The sequence below is a fragment of the Pseudoflavonifractor sp. HCP28S3_F10 genome (genome assembly GCF_052065415.1).
Classification (GTDB): Bacteria; Bacillota; Clostridia; order Oscillospirales; family Oscillospiraceae; genus Pseudoflavonifractor_A.
Genome location: NZ_JBQHUB010000022.1, coordinates 20,166 through 46,654, shown reverse-complemented (window position 1 = coordinate 46,654; position 26,489 = coordinate 20,166). Strand labels below are relative to the sequence as shown.

Genomic DNA, 26,489 nt, shown 5'->3' with positions numbered 1-26,489 from the left:
TGATTGCCCTCCCTCTGTAGAAGTTGTGTGGTAACTTCATTCTACCACGGGGAGAGAAATCACTATGGATTTTTTACTCAAGTGTCCAACTTGATTTTACAATCAACCTTTCAAATAAAACTATGCAAATTTACTACAAAAATATTGACGGGGGCATGGGCTCATTTTAAAATAAGATTATCCGAGGGAATTACTCGGAATTTTTGAGAGAGAGGGGAAAATGTATGGAGATCCGTGCAAAAGAGGTCAGTTTGAAGAAGATCCAGAAGGATGCGGAGGACAATTTCCGGGAGGATATTTCTGCTGTGAAGCCCTGATGTCTGCCATCCGCACGAATTTTGACCTGGATGTTCCGGAAGAGGTCATCGCCATGGCCTCCGGAATGGCGGTGGGCATCGGGCGCTCCGGCTGCGCCTGCGGCGCCCTCAACGGCGGCGTCCTGGCGCTGGGCATGTTTTTTGGCCGCACGGAGCAGACAGGGCCCAAGGACCCCAAGGTCAACAAGTGCATGGCGCTGACCCATGAACTGCACGACTGGTTCAAGGAGGCCAATGGAAAGAACGCCATCTGCTGCCGGGTCCTGACCCGGGAATTTGACATGGGCAAGGGGGAGCACAAGGAACAGTGCATCCGCTTTACCGGCCTGTGTGCCTGGAAGGTGGGCGAGATCGTCTGCCGTGAACTGGGCATCAAGAACACCGACGCGGCATAAAGAAGGGGGGCGGTTCCATGAAAGGCTTCCTCAAAGCCCTGCCCATCCCCGCCGCCGGCGTGATGCTGGGCCTGGCGGCTCTGGGCAACCTGCTGCAGAGCTACAGCGAGGGTGTCCGCCTTGTGTTCGGCGCCCTGGCCGCGGTGCTCTGGCTGTGCCTGATCCTGAAGGTGATCTTCTGCTGGAAAGGGGTCTGCCAGGCGATGCAGGACCCTGTGGTCGCCAGCGTCTCCGGCACGTTTTCCATGGCCGCCATGCTGCTGTCTGTCTATGCCAAGCCCTTCATCGGCACGGGCGCGGCCCGGATCTGCTGGTTTGCCGGCATCGGACTGCATGTGGCGCTGATCGTCTGGTTCACCGCGAAATTTGTGGTCAAGCTGGAGCTTTCCAAGGTCTTTGCCAGCTACTTTATCGTCTATGTGGGCATCGTTGTGGCCAGCCTGACGGCGCCCGCCTTTGAGATGACCGGGAGCATCGGCACATGGGCTTTCTGGTTCGGCTTCATTTGCCTGATCGCCCTGCTGGTGCTGGTGACCTGCCGCTATGTCAAGCTGCCTGTGCAGAAGGACCCGCCCAAGCCCCTCTTCTGCATCTATGCCGCTCCTGTCAGCCTGTGCCTGGCAGGTTATATCCAGTCGGTGGCGCCCAAAAGCGCGGCTATGATCTGGGGGATGCTGGCGGTATCCACCCTTGTGTACATCATCGTGCTCATCCGCCTGCCGGGCTTCCTGAAGCTGCCCTTCTATCCCAGCTACGCGGCATTCACCTTCCCCATGGTCATCACCGCCATCGCCGCCAAGCAGTCCATGGCCTGCCTGACCAAGCTGGGCTATGCCGTTGCGTGGCTGTCCCCGGTGGTCCTGGTGGAGACCGTCATCGCCACTGTCCTGGTGGTGTATACCCTGGTCCGCTACCTGATGGCGGTGGGCGCGGCCAGCAAGGCACCTGTATGAGCCTGATCCTGTTCTAACATAATGTCTGCTGAATAAACCGCTTTGCGGTTTGTTCGTGCGGCAGCAGCCGTACAATTGGATCAAAAGGACCATTCTCAGCCCTTTTGATCCAATTCAGGCATTGTTACAATGCGTAGTTCCGATTACGCGCCGCAGCGCTTCATCGGAACGTGCAGGGTTTTCGGGCGGATTCATCCGAAAACCCTGCATCTGAACAAAGCTGATTGGCCTTGTAAGCCCTGGCTTTCAAGGCTTATAGCTTTGTTCAGTACGCATTAACATAAAAGTGCAGCAAAAAGTCCTGAACTCAGACGAGTTCAGGACTTTTTTGTTAGGCATCCGCGGATCGGGGCAGCATCTCAGCTCAATCCCGGAAGACCAGGTGCAGGCCGGGGTTCTCGTTGACGGCCTGGATCAAAACGCCCAGGAGCCGCTTGCCCCAGCTGGTCTGTTTCATGGTTTCGCTGCCCATGAGCACGATGCCCAGGGGACCGCGCTCGGTGAGGATATCATACAGAGCGTCCAGGTTGTCACCATAGGACGCGGGCAGGGCCAGCATTTGGCGGAGATAGGGGTGGGCCTCCTCAGGGCAGGTGAGGCGCCAGGCCTCCAGACGGACGATAGGGGTCTCTTCCATATTGATATCCTCCTCAGGGCCAGAGCTGGGTGAAGCTCTTGTAGTGGTCGTCGGTATAGTAGATCAGGCCGTCGTTGGAGAAGATGATCCGCTCCACGCCCCGGTAGCCGCCCTCATAGTTGACGTCGCACTCGGTCCACCGGCGGCCGTCCGCGTCGGGGAGAAGCCCCTCGTAGTTGCCGAACCGGTCGCCGCCGATGCTCATGCCGGGGGCCACGTCCCACAGGTTGCCCTTGCTGCTGTCCCAGCCCAGGTCCCTGGCCTGATTTTTGGTGATGAAATTGTCGGGCAGGTGCTCATAGAGCACCAGATACTCCGCCACGTCCTCCGGGGAGGTGTAGCTCCCGTCCTCCGGGAGATCTGGGATCTCCGGCGGTTGGGTCTCCGCCGGTTCCGGAACGGGAGCGGGGGAGAGGGGCAGGGCGGACTGCGCGGGCTGGACGGCGGTGAGCCCGGTCTCCGCCGGCGAGGGAAGCGGGGCGAGGGAGCCGCCGCAGCCGGAGAGCAGGCCCAGTGAGAGCAGGAGCGCCAGCAGGAGGGCCGGCAGACGTTTTTGGATGCGCATTGGATGAAGCCACCTCACAGTTCAAAGGTTGAGACCAGTTTACCCTATTTCGGCCGCTTTGTCCATGGCGGGATGCGGGGCGGGCTCAGTCCGGCGCGGCGGGCAGGCTGGCCGGATTGACGTGGATCATGATGTGCTTGATATCCGGGAAGTTCTGCTCCACACCAGCGTGGACCCGCTCAGCAATGGCGTGGCTCTCCCACAGGGACTTGCTGCCGTCCACCTCGATCTCCAGGTCGATGTAAGCACGGCTGCCGAACATGCGGGAATGGAGCATATCCACGCAGATCACGTCCTCCTGAGCCTCCACATAGTCGGTGACCTGCCGCTCAAAATCCTCTCCGCAGGAGGTGTCCAGCATTTTGGAGATGGCATCCTTGAGAATATCATAGGCCACCTTCAGGATGAACAGGCAGATGACGACGCCGGCCACCGAGTCCAGCACCGGAAAGCCCAGCATGGCGCCGCCGATGCCGATGAGAGAGCCGACAGAGGAAAAGGCGTCCGACCGGTGGTGCCAGGCGTCGGCCAGAAAAGCGGGGGAGTTGAGGAGCTTGGCATAATGGCGGGTATACCAGTACATGGCCTCCTTTACCACGATGGAGACCACGGCAGCCGCCAGGGCAATGGCGCCGGGGGCGGTCAGACCGGCGTTTCCGCTGGAAAAAATGTTGGTCAGTCCTACTTTTCCGATGCCAAGGCCGGTGGCCAGCAGAATCAGGCCCAGGATCAGGGAGGCCACGCATTCCAGCCGCTCATGTCCGTAGGGGTGCTGCCGGTCCGGCGGGCGCTTGGACAGTTTGACGCCCAGAAAGGCGATGAAGGTGGCAAATACGTCGGAGAGGGAGTGGACCGCGTCGGACACCATGGCCGCCGACCTGCCGTAGATGCCTGCGAAGAGCTTGAAGGCGGTGAGAAGAATGTTGCCCACGATACCCACCAGGGAGACCCGGCGGATCATGGCGTCCTCATGGACAGGGGGGCGGGGAGCGGGCTGCTCTTTGTGGCTGGCTGTCATAAAAGAACTCCTCGTTTCTGCCGCGGTGCGCGGCGGTGATGATCTCTCTTACTGGCACCTCATTGCGACGATCTGTTCCCCAAAAGGATAAAAAAATCCGTCCGCGGAACATACAACTGTCCCGCAGACGGATCTGATACCATCTGCTGCCACTGTGCGGCCCGGCCCCATGCCCGGCGGGCATCGCCTGCTCAGTCTGTACTGTTGATCTCGCATCCCGGGCGGGATGTAATGCAGTGCAAAGAGTATTCTATGTATAACACAGGATATGTGAAAAGTCAACAAAAGGTTCGGATTCCGACCTAATTTCCGCTCGCAACGATACAAAAAACGGGCCCGGCACATGGTACCGGACCCGCGGCGGGGAAGGAGGAATCATTTGGCTCGGTCGGCCACGATCAGCTTTTTGACAGCCTCGATGCCCACCTCAATGGCGGCGGAGAGGTCGTGGCTCTCCGCCTGGTCCAGGCCGGCGGCCTCCCGCTCCTGGTTCCAGATCACATGGAAGCAGGAGCCGCAGCGCACACCCAGGGCGGCGGCGCAGCAGAACAGGGCGGCCGACTCCATCTCGGAGGCCAGGACACCCAGCCGCTTCCACGCCTCCCACTTGTGCAGCAGCTCGTAGGAGACCGGCATCCGGCCGGGGCTGTGCTGGCCGTAGAAGGAGTCCTTGCACTGGACCACGCCGGCGTGCCAGGGCTTGCCCAGATCCTTGGCGGCGGCCACCAGGGCCTCCTGCACCTCATAGTCGGCGACGGCGGGGAACTCGATGGGGGCGTACTCCCGGCTGGCGCCCTCATGGCGGACGGCGCCGGTGGCGATGACCACATCGTCGCTCTTGACCTTCAGGGCAATGCCGCCGCAGGTGCCCACCCGGACGAAGGTGTCCGCGCCGATGGCATGGAGCTCCTCCATGGCGATGACGGCGGAGGGGCCGCCGATGCCGGTAGAGCAGACGCTGACCTTCTCGCCCAGCAGGGTGCCGGTATAGGTGGTGTATTCCCGGTTGGACTGGATCTTTACCGGGTTGTCGAAATAGGCCGCGATCTTCTCACAGCGGCCGGGATCGCCGGGCAGGATGCAGTAGCGGCCCACGTCGCCCGGTTTACATTTGATATGAAACTGCAGTTCATGTTCATGCATGGTCCCATTCACCTCATTCTCGGCCCGCGGCAGACGGGGCCGGCTTGCTCCGGTAGGATGAGAGGAAAATACGGGTGTTATTCCCATCCGGATTTATCCATATTATATTCTTTTTTGGAAGGTAACGCAAGACGTTTGTGCAAATCGGCAAATAGAATTCGGTTTTGTAACCATTTGTAGTTGTTTTTTCTGAGAGACTACAGTAAAATAGATAGGGCCGAGTTCTGCCTATGGAATCGAGGTGTTCCCATGAAGAAGGCAGTTCCAATTTTTATCGTGCTGTTTTTGTGCTGCCTGGCGGCGGGGATGCTGTGCAGCGTCAGTTTCCTGTTCGGCCGAAGCGCACCGGTACGCAATACCATGCGGGCAGCGTCGGGCACCGCGGCGCTGAGCAGCCGGGGAGATCTGGAGCCCCGCCTGAACGAGGCAGGACTGTCGGTGGAGCCGATGGATACAGCGGATGACGATCTGCTGCTCAAGCGCGCCGGGGCTGTACTCGACGCCCTGGCAGACGAGAATTATGTCGCTTTGGCCAGCATGGTCCATCCGGTGAACGGAGTCACTTTTACGCCGTATTCCACCGTGGATCCGGAGAGCGACCTGTGCTTCCTGCCGGATGAGATCGCTTCGGCAGCGGAGCAGGAGACGGTGTTCCTATGGGGATTTACTGACGGGAAGGGAGACCACATCCGCATGACCATGCCGGAGTATATCCGGCGCTACGTCTGGAATGCCGACTACCGGGAAGCGCCGGAGATGGCGGTGGACCAGGTGATCGCCCAGGGAAACGCGCTGGAGAATGTGGCGGATGTCTTTGTGGACTGCCGCTTTGTAGAGTACCATTTTTCCAGCCTGGATCCGAAACAGGGGGGATTTGACTGGTGCTCTCTGAAACTGGTATTTGCACCCTATGAGGAACAGTGGTTCCTGGTAGGACTGATCCACAGTGAATGGACGATTTGAATCAAAACGTAAACACTGCCCGTGCTGTCACGGGCAGTGTTTTTTTATTGGAAAGACATATAGAGAGCAGAAGAAAATCTTTGTTTTTATTCGTAAAATAGCAATAATAAGATAAAAGTAAATATGGATTTTTTGTATAAAAAGTAAAATAAAATAAATCAAACGATAATAAAGTTTGAAGTCCTTGCATTTGAAGCTTGATTTGCGCTAAGATAATGGGGCTGAAAGAGGAGGAAGCCGAAGCTTAATCCGGTTTCCGAGCAAGCAAGAAAAAGGAGCTGAAAAACATGAATGCACAGGACCTGTTCTGGATCGGCATTCTGGGCGCGGTGATCGCGCTCGTTTTTGCGTGGATCCAGACCAACAAAGTGCTGAAGTTCTCTGAGGGCACCGATCGGATGAAGAAGCTGGCCGCTTCCATCCGCAAGGGTGCCAATGCCTACCTGAAGCGCCAGTATACCACGGTAGCCAAGATATTCGTGGTGGTATTCGCGGCGCTGCTGGTGCTGGTGGCCACCCATCAGCTGGATAACTGGTTCATTCCCTTCGCCTTTGTCACCGGCGGCTGCTATTCCGCGCTGGCCGGCTTCATCGGCATGAAGATCGCCACCGCCTCCAACGCCCGCACGGCTCACGCCGCTCACGAGAGCCTGAACCGGGGATTGAGCGTGGCCTTTTCCTCCGGCGCGGTCATGGGCTTCACCGTGGTGGGCCTGGGCCTGCTGGATGTGTCCGTCTGGTTCCATATCCTGAAGTATGTGGCCCACTATGACGCGGTGAAGATTGCCCAGACCATGGTCATGTTCGGCATGGGCGCCTCCTTTATGGCCCTGTTTGCCCGTGTGGGCGGCGGTATCTTCACCAAGGCCGCCGACGTGGGCGCTGACCTGGTGGGCAAGGTAGAGGCCGGCATCCCCGAGGACGACCCCCGCAACCCCGCCACCATCGCCGACAACGTGGGCGACAACGTAGGCGACGTGGCCGGTATGGGCGCCGACCTGTACGAGTCCTATGTGGGCTCCATCCTGGCTACCTTCGCCCTGGGCGCCTCCGCCTACGCCGCCGCCGGCAAGGCGTGGAATGCCATGCTGCTCCCCCTGGCCATCGCTGTGGTTGGCGTGGTCTGCTCCGTGCTGGGCACCTTCCTCATCCGCACCAAGGAGGGCGCCACCCAGCGGGACCTGCTGGGCACCCTGCGCAAGGGTACCTACAGCGCCGCCGCCCTGGCCGCTGTGCTGGCCGCCCCGCTGACCTATTTCATCCTGGGCAACATGGGCGTGTACGTGGCCATCCTGGCCGGCTTGGTGGCCGGCTGTGCCATCGGCTACTTTACCGAGTACTACACCTCCGATACCTATAAGCCCACCCAGCAGCTGGCCGACTCCACCGAGACCGGCGCCGCCACCACCATCATCGGCGGCATCTCCCTGGGCATGAAGTCCACCGCCGCTCCCATCATCATCGTGGGCGTGGCCATCATCGTTTCCTTCGTGGCCGCCGGCGGCTCCCTGTCCACCGCCTCCGCCGACTACGCCGAGCGATTCAGCATGGGCCTGTACGGCATCGGCATCGCCGCCGTGGGCATGCTGTCCACCCTGGGCATTACCCTGGCCACCGACGCTTACGGCCCTGTGGCCGACAACGCCGGCGGCATCGCCGAGATGAGCGGCCTGGGCGAGGAGGTCCGCAACCGCACCGACGCTCTGGATTCCCTGGGCAACACCACCGCCGCCACCGGCAAGGGCTTTGCCATCGGCTCGGCCGCCCTCACCGCCCTGGCCCTGCTGGTGTCCTATGTGGACGTGGTCAAGGCCAAGATCGGCGGCGTGGTGGACCTGTCCCTCACCAATCCCGCTGTGCTGGTGGGCATCTTCGTGGGCGCCATGCTTACCTTCATCTTCGCCGCCCTGACCATGAGCGGCGTGCAGCGGGCGGCCCAGTCCATCGTGGTGGAGGTCCGCCGCCAGTTCCGGGAGATCGCCGGTATCATGGACGGAAAGGCCGACCCCGACTATGCCTCCTGTGTGGACCTGTGTACCCGGGGCGCCCTGCGTGAGATGGTCACGCCCTCTCTGCTGGCCATCGTGGTGCCCATCGTCACCGGCTGCATCCTGGGCGTGGAGGCCGTGGTGGGCCTGCTGGGCGGCGTGACCGTCACCGGCTTCGCCGTGGCTGTGTTCATGTCCAACGCCGGCGGCGCCTGGGATAACGCCAAGAAGTATATCGAGTCCGGCAAACACGGCGGCAAGGGCTCCGACTGCCACAAGGCCGCCGTCATCGGCGATACCGTGGGCGACCCCTTCAAGGACACCTCCGGTCCCTCCCTGAACATCCTCATCAAGCTGGTGTCCACCGTGTCCATCGTGTTCTCCGGCCTGGTCATCACCATCAGCCAGTTCTTCCTGGGCTGATTGCAGCATGATACCCGTCCCGGGGGCCGTATTTGCGGCCCCCGGGGTTTTCTTTTGGCAAAAGGTCTGATATAATGCAACAGACAGACAAAAAGCGGGCCGCAGTCCCCGCACCATACATAGGAGGTCATCCATGAGCATTGTAAAGGATATGTCCCTGGCCGAGTCCGGCCGCCGGAAGATCCAGTGGGTGCGGGACTTCATGCCCGCCCTGGGAGGCATCGAGGCCCGCTTTGAGAAGGAGCGTCCCTTCGCCGGGCTGCGCATCGCCGTGTCGGTCCATCTGGAGGCAAAGACGGCCAACCTGGGCTGTGTTCTGCAAAAGGGTGGGGCGGAAGTGCGGCTCACCGGCTCCAACCCCCTGTCCACCCAGGACGACGTGGCCGCCGGACTGGCCAGCATGGGGGTGGAGACCTTCGGTATCCACGGCGCCACGGCGGAGGAGTACGAGGCCCATCTCATTGAGACGCTGAAGTTCAAGCCCCACCTGGTGGTGGACGACGGCGGCGACCTGATCCACCTGCTGGGGGGCAAGTGCGCCCACCTGGGAGAAAACCTCATCGGCGGCTGCGAGGAGACCACCACCGGCATCCTGCGCCTGCGCGCCCGGGAGCGGGAGGGTATCCTGCCCTGTCCCATGATGGCGGTGAACGACGCCAAGGCCAAGCACTACTATGACAACAAGTACGGCACCGGCCAGAGCGTGTGGGACGCCATCATGCACACCACCAACCTGGTGGTGGCGGGCAAGACCGTGGTGGTGGCGGGCTACGGATGGTGCGGCAAGGGCGTGGCCATGCGGGCCCACGGCATGGGCGCCAACGTCATCGTCACCGAGGTGGACCCCTTCAAGGCGCTGGACGCCACCATGAACGGCTTCCGGGTGATGACAATGGATCAGGCCGCCCCTCTGGGCGACGTGTTCGTCACGGTCACCGGCTGCAAGGACGTGATCACGCCCCGGCATTTTGAGCAGATGAAGCACAATGCCATCCTCACCAACGCCGGCCACTTCGACTGCGAGGTGGATGTGGCCTCCCTGGCCAGAATGGCGGTGCGCCAGGAGCTCCGCCGGGACTCCATCGTGGGCTACACCCTGCCCGACGGCCGGGTCCTCAATGTCATCGGCGAGGGCCGCCTGGTCAACCTGGCCGCCGGCAACGGCCATCCCGCCGAGATCATGGACATGTCCTTCTCGGTGCAGGCCCTGGCCCTGGAGTGGCTGGTCAAGCACCGGGACGGGCTGGAGAAGAAGGTCTACCGCGTGCCCGACTCCATCGACGACGAGATCGGCCGTGTGAAGCTCCACGCCATGGGCTTGTCCATCGACAGCCTTACTGACGGGCAGCGGGACTACCTGAACGGCTGGAAAGCCTGATATAGCCTGTAAACTGGTGGTTTTGCATATTGACTTTCCCGCAGGGAGCGATTAAAATATATCCCGTCAATTGAATAGCCTTATCGAGAGTGGCGGAGGGAACGGCCCTATGAAACCCGGCAACCTGCCCGGTCTCCCATGCGGAGAGGGGAAAGGTGCCAAATCCGGCGGTGTAAATCGAAAGATGAGGATGGAAACGTTCAAATCCATGCGCTCCGCCGGGACAGCGGAGCGCATTTTCTATGTTCCCGTTCTCGCAAAGGCAAAGAGAAAGGAAGTTATCATAATGGCAAAGAGACTTTTTACCTCGGAGTCCGTTACCGAGGGACATCCCGATAAGATCTGCGACCAGATCTCCGACGCGGTGCTGGACGCCATTCTGGAGCAGGACCCCATGGGCCGGGTGGCCTGCGAGACCACTGTCACCACCGGACTGGTGAACGTGATGGGCGAGATCACCACCCACTGCTATGTGGACATCCCCCGGATTGCCCGCCAGGTGGTCCGGGAGATCGGCTACGACCGGGCCAAGTACGGCTTCGACTGCGACACCTGCGCCGTGCTCACCTCCATCGACGAGCAGTCCGCTGACATCGCGCTGGGCGTGGACAAGTCCCTGGAGGCCAAGGAGGGCGGCGAGGCCGAGGATCTGACCAACGGCGCCGGCGACCAGGGCATGATGTTCGGCTATGCCTGCGACGAGACCCCCGAGCTCATGCCTCTGCCCATCTCCCTGGCCCACAAGATGGCCATGCGCCTCACCGCCGTGCGCAAGGAGGGCCTGGTGGACTACCTGCGGCCCGACGGCAAGACCCAGGTCACCGTGGAGTACGACGAGAACGACAAGCCCATTCGTATCGACGCGGTGGTGGTCTCCACCCAGCACGGCCCCGAGGCCAGCCTGGAGCAGATCCGGAAGGACATGATCGAGCTGGTCATCAAGCCCACCATCCCCGAGGGCCTCATGGACGAGGCCACCAAGATCTATGTCAACCCCACCGGCCGCTTCGTGATCGGCGGCCCCCAGGGAGATTCCGGCCTCACCGGGCGCAAGATCATCGTGGATACCTACGGCGGCAGCGCCCCCCACGGCGGCGGCGCTTTCTCCGGCAAGGATCCCACCAAGGTGGACCGCTCCGCCGCCTACGCCGCCCGGTATGTGGCCAAGAACGTGGTGGCTGCCGGTCTGGCCAGCCGCTGCCAGGTGCAGCTGGCCTACGCCATCGGCGTGGCCGAGCCGGTGTCCATCCGGGTGGATACCTTCGGCACCGGAACGGTCTCCGACCTGGCCCTGGAGGACGCGGTGGAAAAGACCTTCGACCTGCGTCCCACCGCCATCATCCGGGATCTGGACCTGCGCCGTCCCATTTACCGCAGGCTGGCCGCCTACGGCCACTTCGGCCGCACCGACCTGGACCTGACTTGGGAGCGCACCGACCGCACCGAGCAGCTCAAGGCCAACCTGAAGGCCTGACCGATCAACAAAAACACGCGATATACAGCATAAAAGACTGTGTATCGCGTGTTTTTGCATTGCAAAGGCGTGTTTATTATGATACCATGTTTTATATAGACAGATATCGTGTTTCCCGTATCAGAATATTCCATACCGGCTATTCTATATAAGGAGTGTTTCTTATGCCGTTATCCGTCTTGAAGCGTCTTGTCAGCATCCTTCTGTCTGCGGTCCTGATTCTTGCTGCTGTTCCGGTCCCACGGGCTTCCGCTGCGGGCGAGATCCCGTTTACGGATGTTCCGAAGAACGCCTGGTACTATAACAGTGTGTCTCTCGCCTACCAAAAGGGATTGGTGGCCGGCACCTCCAAGACGAGCTTTTCCCCCAACGGTACGCTGACCATTATTGAGGCCGTTACACTGGCCGCGCGGATGCACCAGATGGTGCACGACGGAAAGGTCACCCTGCAGAGCGACCCCTTCGTCTGGTATGAGAGCTATGCCACCTATGCAGACAGAAATGGCCTGATCTACACAAGCGAGTACTGGAACGACCGGTTTGAACCGATCACCCGTGCGCAGTTTGTGAAGATCTTCTATAATGTTATGGACTCCTATGACAGCAAGAACACCGTTGAGGCCGGCGCCATCCCCGATGTGCCCTCCTCTGACAAATACAGCGAGCAGATTTATGCCTTTTACCGGTCGGGCATTCTTACCGGCAGTGACGCCAAAGGCACCTTCCGTCCCCAGAGCAGCATCATGCGCTGCGAGGTGGCGGCCATCATGAGCCGGATGTTCCAGCCGGAGCTGCGGTTGAGCATTACACTGCTGAACCCAAACGGTCCCGAAAAGGAGCCCGATTCCGTGGTGCCGCCTTCCGCCGGCGACTTCTCCGGCGTACCCGGCCTGGACGCACCGGTGACGGAGGACAATGTATTCGCGATCCTGGACGCCTGCGATCCGGACGGAGCCTATCTGCTGCGTGAGTCCGCACTCCGCGGTGACAATATCCTGATGTGGTGGGGCGGCACATCTGCGATCACGGATCGGCTGGATACCGCCGTGCATGAGCAGTGCCATGCGTTTTCCATCTATAACGGCGGTTGGAACAGGGAAGCCATTTATCTTGGTGATGAAAGCCATATTGTCGTCACTGAGACGGATGTGTTCAATTCTCTGGAAATGGCCGGATCTATTCCGGAGGATCTGCGTACCTTCCGCTACAGCTATGTGGGTACACCTGAGACAAACCTGGCCAGTCAGGTGAGCGGCCCCTATGGGCTCCTTAATGAGCTGGCTGCCTACTGCTGGGGAACACATGTCGGCGTCTGCCTGTACGATTATTATGCGGCCAAAGCCGAAACCGCGGATCAATGGGTCGAGTATGTTCAGCTGCTGTCCAGCGAATACTACGCCTATACCGAATTCAAGTACTTTATCCTGCAGTATCTGCTTTACGCGAAGGAGAATGATCCCGCCGTCTACAGCGGCATCGTAAACAACACCGAATTCTGCGCCGCCTACTCTGCCATTGACGACCGGTTTGCCGCCGAGGTGGACGCGGTATTCCTGCGGCTGGAGCAGCTGGAAAAACATCTGCGTTCGGAGGGGCACACTGTGTTCCGGCGGGACGGGTACTTTTTCATCGACGGCTGCGGCGCAGGGACCCATACGGACGTCTATGAGCTTCTTTCCGCGGAACTGGAGAAGCCCGCCTATCAGGAAATGAACGCGGTGCTCCACCGGTAAGAAGAAGCGCTCCGGTGATCCGGACACATCTCAGAAAAAGAACGGGAGCCGCATCCGGAACGGATGCGGCTCCCGTTGTACGCGCCTGCTTACGGGTCGGCGCGTACAAACGCCCCGCCGCACAGCGGCCGGGGCGTTTTTGTATGTTTGGAGCTCAGCCCCGCCAGGGCTTTATGCCCCGCACCTGGACTGCTTTGTCTGCGGGGACGGCCAGACGGACGATATGGGTGTGGTCTCCGCCCGGCGGGGAGAGCACCTGGACTACCCGGCCGGTACAGACGGTCTCACCCAGATTGTTCCTGGCCTCGGCAGCCGCGCCGGCAGGGGGGAGGGGGAGATATTCATAGGGGAAATCCACCGTAGCCTCCCCATGGCCGTAGTCGGGGTCGATGAGAAAGCAGGCCTGGCCGGGACAGGCGGCGACACACCGGAGGCAGCCCGCACACAGCTCGGGACGGATCTGGGGAAGAGCGGTGATATCCCTGCCGATATGGATGGCACCGGTGGGGCAGGCGTGCTGGCAGGGGTCGCAGGGGATACGCTCCCGGCAATCGATGAAAATGCGTCTCACGGCTGTTCCTCCTCCGGGTCGATCTCTCCGTCCGCGGTCCCGGCCAGCAGGCGGAGGGAAATGGGGGTGATGGGGATGCGGACGCTGCCGGGGAGAAAGCGGTCGGCGGGCAGCTGGTAGTAAGCGCTGAGGATGCGGGCGATGAGCCGACGGCAGGTGCGGCCCTGGCAGAAGCCCATTCCCGCCCGGGTGCGCCTTTTGATGGCGTCCAGCGAGCCGTCGCCCTGGCGGATGGCCTCCATGATCTCCTCCCGGGTGACTTCCTCGCAGCGGCAGACGATTTCATGTTGTTCAGACACGGCTCCAAACCTCCTCCTTGGCTCTGCGGCGGCCTTCGCCAAAGGGCCCTTGCCGCAGGCAGTCCAGCCGCTGCCGGATGACGGCGCTCCTGTCCTCATAGTCCCCGGCCTCCAGCAGTCCCAGGCGGAAGGCGGCCCGGAGGCCGGCCAGCCGTCCCTCGTCCAGGGCGGTGCTGGCCTCCTCAATACCGGCCAGATCACCGGCCACCAGAATGTGTTCCACACTGGTCTCCAGTTCGGGGCTGTGGACAGGCAGCAGGCCACCCAGCGGTCCCGACCATACCATGCGGCATCCGGCGGTCTGGGCCAGCTCCAGCCGGGGGGAGAGGCCCACGGCGAGGCACAGCGTGTCGCAGGAGATGGTCTGCTCCGTGCCGGGAACGGGCCGGAAGTGTTCATCCACCTGGGCGATCTCAATTCCTGCCAGCGTTTCTTCCCCCATGGCCCGGGTGACGGTGTGGCCCAGCAGGATGGGCACGCCCGCCCGGCGGACCTTACCGGCGTGGACGGCATAGCCGGAGATGTGAGGCGCGGCCTCCAGAATGGCCTTCACATTGGCTCCCGCCTGGAGGAGCTGATAGGTGACGATGAGGCCCACATTGCCCGAGCCCACCATCACGATGTCCCGGCCGGGCAGCACGTGGTGGATGTTGGCGAAGGTCTGTGCGGCGCCGGCGGTCATTACCCCGGGCAGGGTGCAGCCGGGGAAGGAGAGGGCGTTCTCCGACGCGCCGGTGGCCAGCACCAGAAACCGCCCGCGGCAGCGGACGCTCTCCGTCTCCGTGGCGGCGGTGACGCTGCCGTCGGGGAAAATGCCCCAGACCCGGTGCCCCAGGGCGGTCTCCACCCCGGCCTCCTCTGCCTGGCGCAGAAGGCGCAGGCCGATGTCATAACCCCGTGTGCCGGCACAGTGCTCCCGGGAGCCGAAGAATTTGTGGATCTGCTTGAAGAGCTGGCCGCCGGGACGGTCGTTCTCATCCAGCAGGAGAACGCTGGCCCCGGCCTGCCCGGCCTGAATGGCGGCGCCCAGTCCGGCGGGACCGGCGCCCACCACGATCACGTCATAGGTCTTCATGGCCGTTTCCCTCCTGTGTCCGTATGATCATACCCTCCCGGACCCGGGTAACGCAGGTGCGCACATTGGGACGGCCGTCCACCTCCATGACGCAGTCGGTACACTGGCCGATGCCGCAGAAGATCCCCCGGGGCTCGTGAAACCGGTGGGTGCGGCGAAAGACCCGGATGCCCGCGGCCAGAAGGGCGGCGGCAATGGTGTCCCCCGCCCGGGCCTCTACAGGCCGGCCGTCCACCGTGATGTGAACGGTCTCCCGCTCTTCGATGGGGAGAATGGGGTGCTGCCGGATACGCTGCATATACATCACTCCTTTGTGGGTTCATGCGGGGCGCGGCTGGGGGAAAAGGAATCGTTCTCCCATACATAGCCCTCGTCCAGCGCACGGACCAGGATACGGGCCACGGCGGGGGCCACGGAGAAGGCCCCCTTGAAGCCGGAGAGGACAAAGAGATTGGGATACTCCCGGGTAAAGCCGAAGAGGGGCAGCCCGTCGTGGGTATAGGGGGTCACGCAGGCCCAGGCCCGGACGATCTGCAGCTCTCCCAGGGTGGGAAAGTGGTCCAGGAAGGTGCGGGCAGTGAGGCAGAGGCCGGGCAGGCTCACCGAGCGGCTCCCCAGCGGGGCGGTCTCGGTGGCCTGGGCGATGATGACGCTGCCCTGGGCGGTCTGCACGCCGCCCAGACCGATATGACGCCGGAGCGACATGTCCCGGTGGGCCAGAAAGAGCTCGCCGCCCACGATGGGACCGTTGATGCAGGGCGGGACGGGCTGGGATACAAAGGCGGTGGCCCGGTGGAAGCCCATGGGCAGGCTCAGGCCCAGCTTCGCGCAGAGTTCTCCCGTCCAGGCCCCGGCCGCCGCGATCACCACGTCGGCATGGAACTCACCCCGGTCGGTGCGGACGGCGGTCACCGTGCCGCCCCGGGTCTCAAATCCGGTGACGGCGGTGTGCGGGAAGAAGCGGACGCCGGCGGCCTGGGCCTGGCGGCAGTAATACAGGGTGGTGCGCAGGGGGTTGAGCTTTCCCTCATTGGGGCAGTAGAGCACGCCGTAGATCCTGGTATGGTCCAGACAGGGCTCCACCCGCCGTACCTCCGGACCCAGGATAAGCTGGGCCGGCTCCCCCAGGGCGCGGAGGGCCTCCGCCACCGGGATGGCGCCGCGGTATTGCTCCTCGTTCTGCAGCACCACCACACCGCCGGAGGGGGCGTATTCCAGCTCGTCGGCCAGACCGGAGAATATCCCGAAACTCTCCATGGCCAGAGCGTAGTGCCAGGGCTCGGTGCGGTCAAAGAGGGAGAGCTGTCCCAGATTGGCGCCCGACGCGCCGCAGGCCGGTTCTCCTTTTTCCAGCACAGTCACCGGATGGCCGGCCCGGGCCAGAGCAGCCGCCGCCGCGGCAGACATGATGCCGCCGCCGATGAAAAGGATGCTTGACTTCAAATGATCATCTCCTTTTTGACAGAATGTGTGCGCGAGACAGGGAAAGGGAAGAAATGAAAAAGGGCCGGCGCGAATGCGCCGGCCCTCCCCGCAGATTCGATGAGGAGATAATGCGGAAGTCTTACTTGTAGGAGGCCAGCAGCTCGGCAGCCTGATCCTGCTCATACTCGTTGGGAACGTCGATCTTGCCGGACTTGATGTCCTCCATGGTCTGCTCCACGGCGGCCTTCACATCATCGGGCATTTCCACATCGGGGTTCCAGTCCACGGTGATACAGCCGTTGGCGATGGTCAGATACATGATCTCAGCCTTGGCAGTGCTGTCCATGATGGCCTTGGTGGCGTTGTCATAGCCGATGGAGTAATCGCCGATGATGTTGCCCAGGACCTTGCCGGGGGCCATGTCGAAGAAGTTGCCCAGGCAGCCGAAGGTGTACACGCCGTCAGACTCGGTGACCGCCTTCATAGCGCCGGCCTGGCCCTCGTTGGAGTTGGAGAGGATGAAATCGGCGCCGCTGTTGATCTGGTTCATGGTGGTCTCATAGCACTCGTTGGAGTCGGGAGAGCTGAGGACGGCCTCCTGGACCTTGAGGGAGGGGTTCACGCTCTTGGCACCCAGAACGAAGCCCATGGTGGTCTTGGTGTAGGCGGGGTAGTCACCGCCCAGGGTGTAGGCGATGTTGTTGCTCTTGGTCATCATGCCGGCGGCCACACCCAGAATGTAGGTGCCTTCCTCAGCGCACATGCACACGGGGAAGAGGTTGTCACGGATCTCGGTGCCGCCGAAGGTGACGAACCAGGTGTCGGGGTAGTCCTCGCAGATCTCGGCGAAAGGAGCGGAGCACTGGCCGCCGTGACCGAAGACGATCTTGTAGCCGTCAGCCGCCATGGTCTCAGCCTCGGACTTGATGGTGTCGGCAGTGCCGGCCTCAACGGTGGAGACGGTATAACCGTAGGTGGAGGCCAGCTTCTTGCCGGCCTCGGCGCCCTGCTGGGAGAAGCCGCCGTCAGTGGGGGAGCCGGGGATGAGAATGCCGATCTTCACGTCGGAGGCCTGGGCAGCGGGGGCGGAAGCCTCAGGAGCTTTGGAGTTGGCGGGAGCGCTGGAACCGCCGCCGCAGGCGGCAGCGCCCAGGAGCATGGCACCGGCCAGGATCAAGGGAATCAGCTTTTTCATGTTCATTCCTCCGTTTTATTAATTTTAAAAACCCGTTGGGGCTTTTAACGGACTGGGACAAGATGAAGATACATAGGAATGTAATATGTAATATAATAATATGTACTACTAGATGAAAATGAAAAATAAAAAAAGGAAAGATACAAACCTTATCCTTCATTGGTAATTCGATAGTACCATTATAGATGCTATCGTTAAATATGTCAATTTAATTTGTAAAGATATTTGAAATTAGTGTATAATACCTAAAAATACTAAAAGTACGTACCGGAAGGAATTGAATTTTGTCCGGTTTTGTTCCTCCTTCGACCCTTTTCTTCATACAATATGTAGATAGTAGTACAAAAAAGTTCCTTGGCGGTTTGACGGAATAAGAAGGTCTCTCCGGGAGGGAACAGAATGTGCTGCACCGCGCTCATCGCCGCAGAGAAGCAATTCAAATAAAAAATTCCCGCCCGGCGTACACACCGGGCGGGAATACTGTTTTGAGACAGACGGCTCAGGACTTGATGTAGGGCACGCCCTTGGCGCTGGCGTCGATCGCCTTGCGCTTGCAGGCAGCCAGCACGGCCAGGACAGTGACCACATAGGGGACCATAAGAATCAGGTTGGAGGGGATGCCCAGGCCGGAGTTCTGCAGGGTCATCTGCAGGGCGTTGGCGCCGCCAAAGATGAGGGCGCCGGCCAGACAGCCAATGGCTCTCCACTTGCCCAGCACCACCACGGCCATGGCAATGTAGCCCTTGCCGCCGGTCATATCGACCTGGAAGGTGTTGGACTGAGCAATGGCAAGGTAGGCACCGGCCATGCCCATGAGCACGCCGCTGAAAATGGTGGCGGCATAGCGGGTAGCAAAGACATTGATGCCCAGGGAGTCGGCCGCCTTGGGATGCTCGCCCACGGCGATGATGCGGGTGCCGACGGAGGTGCGGTTCATCAGGAACCAGACGGCGGGCACCAGCAGGAAACCGATGTAAACGATGATATTATGGTTGAACAGGGTTGGGCCCAGAACGGGAATCTTGGAGAGGACAGGGATGCTGATGGAAGGGAAGGGAGTGGCCTGAGTGCCGCCGGAGGAGGCGTCAAAGAACATCTTGCGGAAGAGCACGGCGGTAAAGCCGGAGCCCAGCATGTTGATGGCGCAGCCGATGACGATCTGAGGGGCACGGAAATGGATGGAGGCCACGGCAAAAATGAGGGCCATCAGGGCGCCGGCGGCCATGCCGGCCAGCAGGCCCAGCCAGTAGCTACCGGTGCCGATGGCAACGGCGAAGGCCGCGAATGCGCCGGAGAGCATGGTGCCCTCCACGCCGATGTTCATCAGGCCGGCACGCTCGGAGACCACCAGGCCAAGAGCAGCGATCAGAAGCGGAATGGCCATACGGACCGTGGCAGCGAGGAAGAAAGAGAGCTGATCCATTACTGCTTCGCCTCCTTTAATACAGGCTTTTTGCTGTCGGGTTTCTTGATGGGCTTCTTGCTCTTTTTGACCTGGCTGACGGCAGCAACAGCCACAAAGATGATGATGATGCCCTGGACAATGTCAGCAAAGGAGGCAGATACGCCGATGCTGCGCTGCATGGCGGTGGAGCCGGAGGCCAGGAAGCCGAAGAGCAGGGAGCTGAAGATGACGCCGATGGGGTTGTTGGCGGCCAGGATAGAAACGGCGATGGCAGTAAAGCCGTAGCCATTGGAGATCTTCTCGTAGAGGTAGTGGGCGGAGCCGGCCACTTCAAACGCGCCGCCTATACCGGCCAGAGCGCCGGAGATGAGCATGGTGAGGATCATAGTGCGGTTGACATTGATGCCGCCGTACTTGGCCGCAGTGCGGTTGTAGCCTACGGCGCGGACCTCATAGCCAAAGTAGGTCTTGAAGAGCAGGATGTAGACGATGACAGCCACGATGCAGCCCACGAAGAAGCCGGGATGCAGCTTGGTCTTCTCGATCAGGTAGGGCATGAAGCCCTGCTCGGCGATGGCATAGGACTGAGGCTCGGCCTGGCTGCGGTCGCGCATGGGATTGCGGACCAGGAAGCCCACCAGCTGGAGGGCAATGTAGTTGAACATGATGGTGGTGATGACTTCGGAGATGGAAAACTTGGTCTTGAGCAGGCCGGGAATGAAAGCCCAGGCGCCGCCGGCCAGAGCACCGGCCAGGACCATCAGGACCATCAGCAGGGGGCCGGGCATGCCGGTGAAGGTGATGCCCACCCAGGTGGCAGCGGTACAGCCCATGATGAACTGACCTTCCGCACCGATGTTGAAGACGCTGCCCCGGTTGCCGATGGCCACGGCGATGCCGGTGAAGAGCAGGGGACAGGCCTTGTTCAGGGTGTTGCCGAATACGCGCAGGTTCTGGAACGTGGCGTTCCACAGGGAGATAAAGGCCTCATTGGCCGGATAGCCGAATGCCGTCAGCAGCACCCAGCTGCACAAGATGGACAGCAGAATGGCTACCAGGGGCTTCCAGAAGGACTGGACCAGCCCTTTGACTTTTTCGTTCATTACTGAGCGCCTCCTTCTACAGCGGCTTGCTCCGCGTTGATCTCAGCCTGGCTCTTGCCGGCCATCATCAGGCCGAGCGTGCTGATGTCAACATCAGCCGACACCTCGCCCATAAATCTTCCGCCGTGAATGACCAGGATACGGTCGCTGAGGGAGCGGATCTCATCCAGATCGGTGGAGATGAGCAGAACGGCCTTGCCCTTGGAGCGCTCCTCCACCAGCTTGGAACGGACGAACTCGATGGCGCCGATGTCCAGGCCGCGGGTGGGCTGGATAGCCAGCATGACCTTGGGGTCCCGGTCCACCTCACGGGCCAGAATGACCTTCTGCTGGTTGCCGCCAGACAGGCCGCCGGCCAGATATTCAGGGTCATGGGGACGGATATCGAACTCCTTGACCATAACGGCGGCGTGCTCATTGATGGCCTTGCTGTTGGCCATCAGGCCGTGGGCGTAAGGGGCCTTGCGCTGGCTGCCCATGATCAGGTTCTGTTTCACAGGGAACTGGAGAACCAGACCTTTGGCAAGACGGTCGTCCGGGATATGGGCCAGGCCCGCGTCCAGATGCTGGCGGATGGTGCTCTTGGCCACCGACTGGCCCTCGATGCACACGTCGCCGCTCTCAATCTTGCGGCCGCCCACGATAGCCTCGCCCAGCTCCAGCTGGCCGTTGCCGTCCACGCCGGCGATACCGACGATCTCACCGGCACGGACCGAGAAAGTGACGCCGTTGACGGCGCCCAGGCCCTTGTCGTTGTTGACGTGGAGGTCCTTGATCTCCAGCAGGGGAGCGCCGGCCTCCTGGGGCGTGATCTGCCGGTCCAGGTTGACGTCGCGGCCTACCATCATGTGGGCCAGCTCCTTCTCGGTGGTCTCCTTTACGTTAACGCTGCCGATAACCTCGCCCAGGCGCATGACGGTGACCCGGTCGGCGTAGGTCATGACTTCGCTCATCTTATGAGTGATCAGAATAATGGAGTAGCCGCTGTCAGCCAGCATGCGGATGGACTGGAACAGCTCCTCCACCTCGTTGGGAGTCAGAACAGCGGTGGGCTCGTCCAGAATGAGGATCTTGGCCTTGCGCATCAGGACCTTCAGGATCTCCACCTTCTGCTGGACGCCGACAGGGATCTGCCAGATCAGAGACTGGGGATTGACATTGAAGCCATAACGGTCGTTAAGGTCCAGTACCTTCTTATCCAGTTCCTTGATCTTGTGGACAAGACCGGTCTCCTTATCCATACCCAGGAAGATGTTCTGCGTGACGGTGAGCTGGGGAATGAGCATGAAGTGCTGATGCACCATGCCGATCCCGTTCTGGATCGCGACGCTGGGGCTGTCCATGTGGACTTCCTTGCCGTTGATCAGGATCTGACCCGCGTCATGCCCATAAAGACCGTACAGAATGTTCATCAGGGTGGACTTGCCGGCGCCGTTTTCGCCCAGCAGCGCATGGATCTCACCTTGCTTCAGGGTGAACTCAATGTTCTTGTTGGCGCAGAAATCCCCGAAGTACTTGTAAATGCCATGCATTTCTACTACATTCATGTTCTGGCTCCTTTCGGATGGTTTTGGCTTGCCGATGGGAACGCGATGTGTTCTTCCGTAAGCAGACAGAGGCAGACAAAGGTATGCCGGCGGCCACGAAAACGGAAGCGGTGCAGTGCAGAAAGCAAGAAATAGGAAGCTAAGTTCTTTGTACTACATGCAACTTAAATGAATTATACAAAGCAGTCAGTAAAAAGTCAATATAATTCTTTTACCTTGCATAAAATCGACTGTAGATTCCGCAGAAGCTCAGTCTTAATATGAGATATTTTTTAAGGGGAAAGTGATGAATTATTGAAGAGAAAACAAAAATTATAAAAGAAATGAATATCAAAAGAAGAGGGAAAAGAAAAACAGAGGAGGTGCTGGGTCCAGCAGGGACGAGCACCTCCTCCGGAGAAGAGCCAAAACGGTATGGAAGAATTACCAATTTTTGCGTAAAAACTTGAGATCCAGAAGTCCGCTGCGGAAATAGATCATAGAGTGACCCACGATCTCATGATCATAATTATACACCTGATCGTCCATGAAAAGGACCGGTTCACCGGGCTTGAGGCGCATCAGCTCGGCCACATGGGCGTCGGGGATGATGGCATCGATATGGGACATGGTGTAGGCCATGGTAGTGCCGCAGTACTGTTCCAGAAACTGATAATGGCTCAGCTTTTGCAGAGCAAAAATGGAATCCCGGGCCAGCTCGGCAAAGCGGCCTGCAATGTGGTCGATGCAGTAGGCAGCCACCACGTCGCCCAGCCAACAGAGCTTCTCGGTATTGAGATAGGAATTGGAGTCAGGACCAAAAACAGGGTCATTTTTGAACACAAAGCCCAGATTGAGAGATTCCAGACGGGGAGAGAGACCGTCAGCCTCCATGGACTGGAAGAGCTCAGGGGCGGTGTCCAGCCGGCAGGTGGCATTGGCGATGCTGGGATTGGCAATGGTGCCCTTGCCCCGCCGGCGGGTGACGATGCCCATCTCCTCCAGCGAGGCCAGCGCGTCCCGCAGTACATTGCGGCTCACACCCAGACGGTGGGAAAGCTCATCCTCATTAGGCAGTTTAAAGGGTCTTCCATCCTCTGTGGAGGTGCGGATCAGATCGATCAACGCCATTTTGGTCTTGTAAGAGAGCTGCTTATTATCTACGCGGAGAATATTCAGGCTGTCATCCATAATAAGTACCACGTCCAACAAAATAGATTATAAGGGCAATGTACTACTAGTATAGCGCCATAAACGCCATAATGCAATGCCAAACAGAAGAAAAAATAAAGGAACTTCAAAAAGATGCGGGAAACCGGGGAAAGGCCGCGGGACAGGCGGTTGAATGAACGAATCAGAGAGAACTAGAAACGATACGCCGGGGAAAGGAGAGCAAAAAGACAGTATATGACCCGTTTTAAGTACTACAATAGACATGACTGAATAGACAGTAAATAAAAGCAGACAAGGAGGTTATGAGTGGGAAGCAGTGCAAAACGGTTCAGTTTATTTCAGATGAGCAGATTTAGTAGTACTAAAGACAAAAAAGAAAGAAAAAGAAGAAAAATTACCGTTTTCCACCCCTGATATGGTACATAAATAAAAAAATAAAAGGATTTATATAGATATAATATACGAAATTGAGAGAAAACCAGATTTAAAATTGACATATATGATCAGAGAACGTATAATAATACCAGTACGGAAGGAGCTTGAAAAAAAGGCCGCGGTACAGCAAATAAAAAACGAGATCAAAATAAATTGGTGATACTAAATACAACTATAAAAATCCCGGCGATCCCGGACAAAAAACAGGCGCCGGGACAACGAAAAAGAAAAAAGGTACGTACAAGTACGATAAACGTGCAGAATGAACGAAAACAGCGCTCAATTTTTAGAGCACCTATCGGCAAAAGAGATATAAGGACTGCGTGACATTTCATTGGTAATCGTGTATAATAGAGCTAGCTTAACCTAAACTCTATTCATGAAGGAGAACGGAATCATGGAAACCATCGAGCTGAAGATCAACGGCGAAGTCAGGAGCGTTCAGGTCGAAAAAAACTGGACCCTGCTCTATGTCCTGCGCGAGGTCCTGGACCTGACCGGCGCCAAGTGCGGCTGCAATACCGGCGACTGCGGCGCCTGCAAGGTCATCATTGACGGTGAGGCAGTCAACTCCTGCCTGGTGCTGGCCCCCAAGGCTGTGGGCAAGGAGATCGAGACCATCGAGGGGCTGTCCAACGGCCCGGAGCTCCATCCCATCCAGCAGGCCTTTATTGATGCCGGCGCCGTCCAGTGCGGTTACTGCACCCCCGGCATGATTATGTCTGCCAAGGCCCTTCTGGACAAAAACCCCGATCCTTCTGAGGAAGAGATCCGCGCCGCCATCTCCAATAACCTGTGCCGCTGCACCGGCTATGTGAAGATCGTCGACGCCATCCGGCTGGCCGGCGAGCGGATGCACAACGCCTGAGCCCCTGCAAAATAATACGTCAGTTCCACGGTGTGCATGTGGAATCAGGAAAGGAACCGATAACCAATGAACTATGAATCACAGGATGGTATGATCGGGAAACGGCTGCCTATCCGGGACGCGGTGGTCAAAACCACCGGTCAGCTCCGGTATGTGGCGGATATGAAGCTGCCCCGCATGCTTCATGGCAAAATCCTTTTCAGCCCGGTGGCCCACGCTCGGATTAAATCCATTGATACCTCCAAGGCTGAGGCTCTGCCTGGAGTCCGGGCGGTAGTCACATATCTAAATACCCCGGATACCCTGTTCAACTGCTGCGGTGAAACCATTGATGAGAGCAAGAATGAGCGGATATTTAGCCCTGTTGTCCGTCATGTGGGGGACCGGGTGGCCGCCGTCGCAGCGGATACTCTGGCCATCGCGGAAAAAGCGGTCCGGCTCATTGAAGTGGAGTATGAAGAGCTGCCCTTTTATCTGGATCCGGAGGAGGCCATGAAGGAGGAGGCCTATCCCATCCATGAGGGGGGCAATATCGCTGAGGTGGTCAACCTGAATCAGGGCGATGTAGACGAGGGCATGAAAGAGGCTGACCTGGTCTTTGAGGACCGGTACACTCTGCCCGGTATCCACCAGGCCTACATTGAGACCCATGCCGCACTGGCCAGCTATGACGCCAACGGCAAGCTGACCGTCTGGTCCCCCACCCAGGACGCATGGAGCGTCCGGATGAACCTGTGCCGCATTTTTAATCTGAAAATGAGTAGGGTGCGGGTGGTGGCCGACCCGGTGGGGGGCGGCTTCGGCGGTAAGATCGACATCCTGATCGAACATGTGGCGGCGGCGCTGGCCATGAAGGCTGGCCGCCCGGTGCGGATCGTACTTACCCGCCGGGAGGATATTCCGGTCGCCCACAGCCGCCACCCCATGGTGATGTACATCAGAACAGGCGTGAAGCGGGACGGCACCATTGTGGCGCAGGATGTCCACGCGGTCATCAATACCGGCGGCTATGCCGGCGGAACCTCGGCTATCGCCTGGGCCATGGGCGGAAAACTCTTCCGTATGACCAATACTCCTAACCTGCGTTTTAAGGCCACCGAAGTCTACACCAACACCATCCCTACCGGTGCCATGCGTGGGTTTGGTTCTCCTCAACTCTTTTTTGCCCAGCAGCGGCAAATCAACAAGATCGCCAAGGAACTGGGGCTGGATATGACGGAGATGCTGCTCAAGAACCTGAAGGGTGTCCACGACAAAGACGAACGTAACGGGACCCCTCTGGGCGACCTCTACGCGAAAGAGTGTGTCTCCATGGGTGCTGAGATGTTCGACTGGAAGGGCGCTCTGGCAGAGCAGGAGGCCTCCCGCAAGGAGAATGGCCGCTACCGTGTGGGTGTGGGCATGGCGGTGGCCGCCCATGGCAACGGCGTGTTCGGCGTACATACCGACATCAGCGGCGTGATCCTCAAGATGAACGATGACGGCACGCTGGTGATGTCCAGCGGAAGCTGCGACATGGGCAACGGCGTAGTTACGCTTCAGGCTCAGCTCATCAGTGAAATTCTGACCATCCCCATGGAAGATGTGACTTTCGTCCAAGCCGACACAGACAATACTCTTTACGACTGGGGCAACTTCTCCAGCCGGGGCACTTATGTGTGTGGAGCAGCCGCCGTCAAAGCGGGTAATGCTATGAAGAGGATGCTGCTGGAGGAGGCTGCCGACCTTCTGCCGGAGGATATTGACCGCATCGAACTGCGGGATGGCCGGGCCTGGAGCCTGAACTACCCCGACCGCTCCGCCACCATGGCGGAATTGGCGAGCCATGCCCGCCATAAGTCCCATCGGGATCTGGTGGCCGCGGTGAACCATACCAGCAACGGTATGGCGGTGTCTTTCGGCGCTCACTTTGTCAAGGTCCGGGTAGACACTCAGACCGGTGAAGTCAAGCCTCTGGATTATGTGGCAGTCCATGATGTGGGCACGCCCCTTAACCCTATGAACTTGGAGGGACAGGTGGAGGGCGCTATCCAGATGGGCCTGGGCTACGCCCTTTGTGAGAGCATCAATCTGGATGCCAAGGGTAAGGTCACGAATAGCACCTTCCGTCAGTACCATATCTTCACAGCCCCTGAGATGCCCCCCATCCGAGTAGCCTTTGTGGGCAAACCGGAGCCTACCGGCCCCTACGGCGGCAAGAGCATCGGCGAATGCTCTGTGGTGCCTTCGCCAGCGGCCATCGCCAACGCGGTGTCCAACGCTCTGGAGCAGGACTACCATGACCTGCCCCTGCGTAAGGAAGTCATCCTTGCCTCTTTGAGCAAGTAAGCAGCAGAGAGACGCCTCCCCGTATGAGAGAGGCGTCTCTGAAAAGCGGCGGACCGGCCATTGCCCGCTGTTTTTCAGAGACGCCCCAAAACAATGAAT

At 59.5% G+C, this 26,489-nt stretch carries 23 protein-coding genes and 2 riboswitches; of the genes, 9 read left to right on the top strand and 14 right to left on the bottom strand.

Annotated elements, in window-relative coordinates:
• Nucleotides 1–316: 316 nt before the first annotated feature.
• On the top strand, nucleotides 317–712 hold the full coding sequence (locus ACTNBZ_RS10095; protein ID WP_441209585.1) for a C-GCAxxG-C-C family protein: 396 nt from the start codon (nucleotides 317–319) through the stop codon (nucleotides 710–712).
• A 17-nt stretch (nucleotides 713–729) separates the two neighbouring features.
• Nucleotides 730–1,665: a TDT family transporter gene (locus ACTNBZ_RS10090; RefSeq protein WP_441209583.1), complete on the top strand. Its 936-nt coding sequence runs from the start codon at nucleotides 730–732 to the stop codon at nucleotides 1,663–1,665.
• Between the two features lie 364 nt (nucleotides 1,666–2,029).
• On the opposite strand, the gene ACTNBZ_RS10085 is transcribed toward ACTNBZ_RS10090, so the two are convergent.
• The 4 genes from ACTNBZ_RS10085 to udp form a co-directional block, all read right to left on the bottom strand.
• Nucleotides 2,030–2,302: a barstar family protein gene (locus ACTNBZ_RS10085; RefSeq protein ID WP_441209581.1), complete on the bottom strand. Its 273-nt coding sequence runs from the start codon at nucleotides 2,300–2,302 to the stop codon at nucleotides 2,030–2,032.
• Between the two features lie 13 nt (nucleotides 2,303–2,315).
• Nucleotides 2,316–2,867, bottom strand: a complete 552-nt coding sequence (locus ACTNBZ_RS10080) for a ribonuclease domain-containing protein (RefSeq protein WP_441209579.1) — start codon at nucleotides 2,865–2,867, stop codon at nucleotides 2,316–2,318.
• A gap of 85 nt (nucleotides 2,868–2,952) precedes the next feature.
• Complete coding sequence (locus ACTNBZ_RS10075; RefSeq protein ID WP_441209577.1) at nucleotides 2,953–3,885, bottom strand: cation diffusion facilitator family transporter; 933 nt, start codon at nucleotides 3,883–3,885, stop codon at nucleotides 2,953–2,955.
• A 114-nt stretch (nucleotides 3,886–3,999) separates the two neighbouring features.
• A riboswitch (NiCo riboswitch) is annotated at nucleotides 4,000–4,090 on the bottom strand.
• Nucleotides 4,091–4,260: 170 nt separating this feature from the next.
• Nucleotides 4,261–5,028: a uridine phosphorylase gene (udp, locus tag ACTNBZ_RS10070; RefSeq protein WP_441209575.1), complete on the bottom strand. Its 768-nt coding sequence runs from the start codon at nucleotides 5,026–5,028 to the stop codon at nucleotides 4,261–4,263.
• Between the two features lie 249 nt (nucleotides 5,029–5,277).
• Between udp and ACTNBZ_RS10065 the strand changes: the two genes are divergently transcribed.
• The 5 genes from ACTNBZ_RS10065 (at nucleotide 5,278) to ACTNBZ_RS10045 (ending at nucleotide 12,987) form a co-directional block, all read left to right on the top strand.
• Nucleotides 5,278–5,991, top strand: coding sequence for a hypothetical protein (locus ACTNBZ_RS10065; protein ID WP_441209573.1), 714 nt, complete (start codon nucleotides 5,278–5,280; stop codon nucleotides 5,989–5,991).
• Between the two features lie 287 nt (nucleotides 5,992–6,278).
• Nucleotides 6,279–8,402: a sodium-translocating pyrophosphatase gene (locus ACTNBZ_RS10060; protein ID WP_441209571.1), complete on the top strand. Its 2,124-nt coding sequence runs from the start codon at nucleotides 6,279–6,281 to the stop codon at nucleotides 8,400–8,402.
• 133 nt (nucleotides 8,403–8,535) lie between these two features.
• A complete protein-coding gene (locus ACTNBZ_RS10055; RefSeq protein ID WP_441209569.1) occupies nucleotides 8,536–9,780 on the top strand; it encodes an adenosylhomocysteinase in 1,245 nt (414 codons plus the stop codon).
• A 77-nt stretch (nucleotides 9,781–9,857) separates the two neighbouring features.
• Nucleotides 9,858–9,971, top strand: a riboswitch (SAM riboswitch).
• A gap of 95 nt (nucleotides 9,972–10,066) precedes the next feature.
• Entirely contained in the window at nucleotides 10,067–11,254 is a 1,188-nt protein-coding gene (metK, locus tag ACTNBZ_RS10050; protein WP_441209567.1) for a methionine adenosyltransferase, read from the top strand.
• A gap of 164 nt (nucleotides 11,255–11,418) precedes the next feature.
• Nucleotides 11,419–12,987, top strand: a complete 1,569-nt coding sequence (locus ACTNBZ_RS10045) for an S-layer homology domain-containing protein (protein WP_441209565.1) — start codon at nucleotides 11,419–11,421, stop codon at nucleotides 12,985–12,987.
• Nucleotides 12,988–13,141: 154 nt separating this feature from the next.
• On the opposite strand, the gene ACTNBZ_RS10040 is transcribed toward ACTNBZ_RS10045, so the two are convergent.
• From ACTNBZ_RS10040 to ACTNBZ_RS09995, 10 genes are all read right to left on the bottom strand, one after another.
• The gene (locus tag ACTNBZ_RS10040; protein WP_441209563.1) at nucleotides 13,142–13,558 is read right to left on the bottom strand and encodes a 4Fe-4S dicluster domain-containing protein; all 417 of its coding nucleotides are present in this window, start codon (nucleotides 13,556–13,558) and stop codon (nucleotides 13,142–13,144) included.
• Nucleotides 13,555–13,857 (bottom strand): (2Fe-2S)-binding protein, encoded by a 303-nt coding sequence (locus tag ACTNBZ_RS10035; RefSeq protein ID WP_441209561.1) that lies wholly within the window; start codon nucleotides 13,855–13,857, stop codon nucleotides 13,555–13,557. The genes ACTNBZ_RS10040 and ACTNBZ_RS10035 overlap by 4 nt, the downstream gene beginning before the upstream one ends.
• Nucleotides 13,850–14,932, bottom strand: a complete 1,083-nt coding sequence (locus ACTNBZ_RS10030; protein WP_441209559.1) for an NAD(P)/FAD-dependent oxidoreductase — start codon at nucleotides 14,930–14,932, stop codon at nucleotides 13,850–13,852. The genes ACTNBZ_RS10035 and ACTNBZ_RS10030 overlap by 8 nt, the downstream gene beginning before the upstream one ends.
• Nucleotides 14,919–15,230: a (2Fe-2S)-binding protein gene (locus ACTNBZ_RS10025; protein ID WP_441209557.1), complete on the bottom strand. Its 312-nt coding sequence runs from the start codon at nucleotides 15,228–15,230 to the stop codon at nucleotides 14,919–14,921. The genes ACTNBZ_RS10030 and ACTNBZ_RS10025 overlap by 14 nt, the downstream gene beginning before the upstream one ends.
• A 5-nt stretch (nucleotides 15,231–15,235) precedes the next feature.
• Nucleotides 15,236–16,375 carry an NAD(P)/FAD-dependent oxidoreductase gene (locus ACTNBZ_RS10020; protein ID WP_441209555.1) on the bottom strand — a complete coding sequence of 380 codons (1,140 nt, stop codon included), beginning with the start codon at nucleotides 16,373–16,375 and terminating at the stop codon, nucleotides 15,236–15,238.
• Between the two features lie 121 nt (nucleotides 16,376–16,496).
• Complete coding sequence (locus ACTNBZ_RS10015) at nucleotides 16,497–17,552, bottom strand: BMP family lipoprotein (RefSeq protein ID WP_441209553.1); 1,056 nt, start codon at nucleotides 17,550–17,552, stop codon at nucleotides 16,497–16,499.
• A gap of 499 nt (nucleotides 17,553–18,051) precedes the next feature.
• The gene (locus ACTNBZ_RS10010; RefSeq protein WP_441209551.1) at nucleotides 18,052–18,975 is read right to left on the bottom strand and encodes an ABC transporter permease; all 924 of its coding nucleotides are present in this window, start codon (nucleotides 18,973–18,975) and stop codon (nucleotides 18,052–18,054) included.
• Complete coding sequence (locus tag ACTNBZ_RS10005; protein WP_441209549.1) at nucleotides 18,975–20,060, bottom strand: ABC transporter permease; 1,086 nt, start codon at nucleotides 20,058–20,060, stop codon at nucleotides 18,975–18,977. Before ACTNBZ_RS10005 ends, ACTNBZ_RS10010 begins: the two co-directional genes overlap by 1 nt.
• Nucleotides 20,060–21,607 carry an ABC transporter ATP-binding protein gene (locus ACTNBZ_RS10000; RefSeq protein ID WP_441209547.1) on the bottom strand — a complete coding sequence of 516 codons (1,548 nt, stop codon included), beginning with the start codon at nucleotides 21,605–21,607 and terminating at the stop codon, nucleotides 20,060–20,062. Before ACTNBZ_RS10000 ends, ACTNBZ_RS10005 begins: the two co-directional genes overlap by 1 nt.
• A gap of 423 nt (nucleotides 21,608–22,030) precedes the next feature.
• Nucleotides 22,031–22,777: a GntR family transcriptional regulator gene (locus tag ACTNBZ_RS09995; protein WP_441209545.1), complete on the bottom strand. Its 747-nt coding sequence runs from the start codon at nucleotides 22,775–22,777 to the stop codon at nucleotides 22,031–22,033.
• A gap of 814 nt (nucleotides 22,778–23,591) precedes the next feature.
• Here ACTNBZ_RS09995 and ACTNBZ_RS09990 point away from each other — a divergent pair.
• Nucleotides 23,592–24,062 carry a (2Fe-2S)-binding protein gene (locus ACTNBZ_RS09990; RefSeq protein WP_441209543.1) on the top strand — a complete coding sequence of 157 codons (471 nt, stop codon included), beginning with the start codon at nucleotides 23,592–23,594 and terminating at the stop codon, nucleotides 24,060–24,062.
• 66 nt (nucleotides 24,063–24,128) lie between these two features.
• Nucleotides 24,129–26,390, top strand: a complete 2,262-nt coding sequence (locus ACTNBZ_RS09985; RefSeq protein WP_441209541.1) for a xanthine dehydrogenase family protein molybdopterin-binding subunit — start codon at nucleotides 24,129–24,131, stop codon at nucleotides 26,388–26,390.
• The last annotated feature ends 99 nt before the right edge of the window (nucleotides 26,391–26,489 follow it).